The following is a 2,984-nucleotide window of genomic DNA, read 5'->3' on the forward strand; positions in this document are numbered from 1 at the left end:
CCCGTTAATGCCTGACCAGACTGGAGGGCTTTAAGCGCTTTATCGAAATCGAAGGGCTGGGACATATGTCATTCCTTTTTGATTATATACTACTGGAATGACACAGAATTTCTAACACTCCCGAGGAATCCAGTAAGTTCAGAACAGAAGTTCTTGAAGCAGCCCTCGCTCACTCTAAAAAAGATGAAATCATTGCGGCATACAACCGTGCAGAATATTTAGCCGAGCGTGCCGAGTTAATGCAATGGTGGAGTGATTACGTCCAAATACAAAAATATAAGTCTATTGCCGCATGATAACACACAGAAATGTATACTATCTTTTAATATCGAAGTTCGGCAATCAATAATTATCAATATTTAAGGAGTTCCCTTGTTAATGGTAAAAGATGAACTTGAGGAGTTCAGTAAACTTGCGGATCAATACATCATTACATGTGATCACGCTTCTTTAGCTGCGTTAGTCGAAAGTTATACAAAACAGGATTTCACCTTTTCTCACCCCTTGTACGAAGCCCATTATCTCTACTGTTTAGGAAATTGTTATTCCAAACTCTATGAAACACGTAAAACAGAGTGGTATTCAGATGATTTGATGAAATCGGTCATCTTCTACAGAAAAGCCATACATACTCTCCCTAAAGCAAACTGGCAGGAACACGTAAATAACATTCATGCATATGATAGTCTTAGATCTATGATTGAGACAAATTTAGCTAACCGTCTTTCATCACAGGGAAGAGCACTATGCTGTATCCCTCACTATGACAAAGCTATTTCTATAGATAACAATCCCGTAGCAATTATATCAAAAGCCAATAATGAATTATTTCTTGGCAATTCACTATACGATGAAGGACATTCTGAATATCATTATTTCATTGCTTATAATCTATTAAAAAAGGGACTCGATAATTTCAAAAAACAATATCCAGAAAAAAAAGGATCACTTGAAGATGGGGGGCGATTACACAATTTCCAAAAATGGTTTGAGGATAATTTTGAGATATCGTCTTTCGATTATTTCATGAAATACACTGAAAAACTCACATCAATAAAACAGAAAAAGTATTTTGAATGGTGTGCAAAAAACAAGCTTTTCCTTAATGATTTAAATGATGTTTGCGATTACCAGATTACTTACCAAGATATTTTTTCATTACCATCATTTATCCAATCTCTTAATGGTGCGCTTACAATGCATGAAGAATTATCATACCATGGTAATTATGATGAATTAAAAAATGATTACTGCTATGCGCGGTATTTAATATACTCCTCAAAGGATATGCCGGACGATGCGCCTCATATATTCAACTCAACTTTTCAACACGTTGAAGATATGACTTACTCAATTAACAATTTAAAGGTTGCCCAATACAAATCAGCATTCAGAATAATATATTCACTTTTTGACAAAATAGCATACCTAATTAGCCATTTTTTTGATTTAAATGACTTAAAGCATGACAGAAAAATAAACATCGACAATTTATTTCGCGACTTCACAGGCAAGAATAATGAATGGAAGCCCCATAAAAAACTTAAGGATAGTGATAATCCTTTTATCCATGCTTTATTCTATATATTAAAAGATATCCGCAAAGTTGGTAGCTCTGATTCAGTATCAAAATGGTTAGATCCAAATGCTGTAGCATTTGCTGAAATCAGAAATGCTATGGAACATCGTTCATTGAAAATTGTTGATGATTTTGGCTATGAACTCGCAACATCACATAATACTTACAATGATGAAGAATTTACAAAATTGCAAAGAGAGGTCAATACGATACCAGATGAAATTAGAGAAATTGAATTAAAGATAAAAAAAACAAATGAAGACAATGACCCTCACTTATCTAAACAGCTTAAAGAAAAGATTAACAAACTAAATACTAAGCATTCAGACTTAAAAGCAAAAATCCATGAAAAAGAAAAACTATCATCACATTGTCTTTTAGTGCCAATAAGCCAATTCGAATCAAGAATTATGCAACTCATTGGCTTAGCTCGTAACTCAATAATGTATCTATCATTAGCTATCCATTTTGAAGAGCGAAAACGCCCAAACGACGGTATTTACATGCAAAGAGAAGTACCACTCAAGCATAATTTATGATTGTACTAAGAACATTTCAGCAGATCTAAACATATGCTTTTTCATGTAAGGCCGTGATAAAAAGGTCTAATAGGTGGAGTGTTTCACTACGTGAATCACCCACCAATAAAAATTCTTTATCTATGTGTCATCAAGAACAATAGCGGAACCCTTAAAAGGGAACCCCCGCCATTCTTCTTGACGTCCTAAATATAGGAGTTGTTATTTTTCTCTATTGGAGAGATTGCGGCGTTCCATGAATAACTTATAACGTTCGCCAGCTTCTTTTTGAAATTTTTCAGCGTCAAATGTGTCAGTTTCTATTTTTATTTTTTGTTTAACTGCTTCATCTAATATTTTATTTTCTTTCAGCCTCTCCTTTTCATTTAATATTAGCTTGTAGTATTTCATCTTAATATTAAAACTTGCTTTGACAAACTCGTTAGCATCAAAATCTATATTGTATTTTTTAAGAAGTTTTAATATATAATCTATAGTCATTTTTTTCACTTCATTTTTTATTTTTTCTTCATGCGCATCTTTTTTTATACTCCCACTTTTTAACCATTGCTTAAACTTATAGCTGTTATAATGCTGCCACTGATATATTTCAGACGCATATATAACCGACAACATACAAGCAATAAAAAATATGACCATAAAAACCATACATATTAAATAAAACATATCAGCCCCCGCCTTTCTTTCTATACTGCTCTTTTATTAGTGCTATGTGATATTTTTTTGCATTGTTTATACTAACGTTGTAGTGGCACAGTAAATTTGGCCACCTGAACAGAGGTGATACTCTTGCCTCAGCATAAAACAGGTGACTTCATGACCAAGAAAATAAAACGAACCTTTTCTCCCGAGTTCAAGCTGGAATG

Annotated in this window: 2 protein-coding genes and 1 pseudogene; 2 read left to right on the plus strand and 1 reads right to left on the minus strand. The window is 33.5% G+C overall.

The window, feature by feature from the left end; all coding sequences use genetic code 11:
- Window positions 1-122: 122 nt before the first annotated feature.
- Both HEP82_RS19740 and HEP82_RS19745 read left to right on the plus strand, forming a co-directional pair.
- A pseudogene (locus tag HEP82_RS19740) lies at window positions 123-296 on the plus strand (integrase); the annotation flags it as partial.
- A gap of 82 nt (window positions 297-378) precedes the next feature.
- Complete coding sequence (locus HEP82_RS19745; protein WP_192459602.1) at window positions 379-2,118, plus strand: LA2681 family HEPN domain-containing protein; 1,740 nt, start codon at window positions 379-381, stop codon at window positions 2,116-2,118.
- A gap of 201 nt (window positions 2,119-2,319) precedes the next feature.
- On the opposite strand, the gene HEP82_RS19750 is transcribed toward HEP82_RS19745, so the two are convergent.
- Window positions 2,320-2,784, minus strand: a complete 465-nt coding sequence (locus HEP82_RS19750) for a hypothetical protein (protein ID WP_192459603.1) — start codon at window positions 2,782-2,784, stop codon at window positions 2,320-2,322.
- Between the last annotated feature and the right edge of the window lie 200 nt (window positions 2,785-2,984).

The organism is Musicola keenii (assembly GCF_014855505.1).
Taxonomy (GTDB): domain Bacteria; phylum Pseudomonadota; class Gammaproteobacteria; order Enterobacterales; family Enterobacteriaceae; genus Musicola; species Musicola paradisiaca.

Excerpts from the sequence above, each read along its gene's own strand:
- HEP82_RS19745 (WP_192459602.1), top strand. The coding sequence starts at position 379 with ATGGTAAAAGATGAACTTGAGGAGTTCAGTAAACTTGCGGATCAATAC.
- HEP82_RS19750 (WP_192459603.1), bottom strand. The coding sequence starts at position 2,784 with ATGTTTTATTTAATATGTATGGTTTTTATGGTCATATTTTTTATTGCT.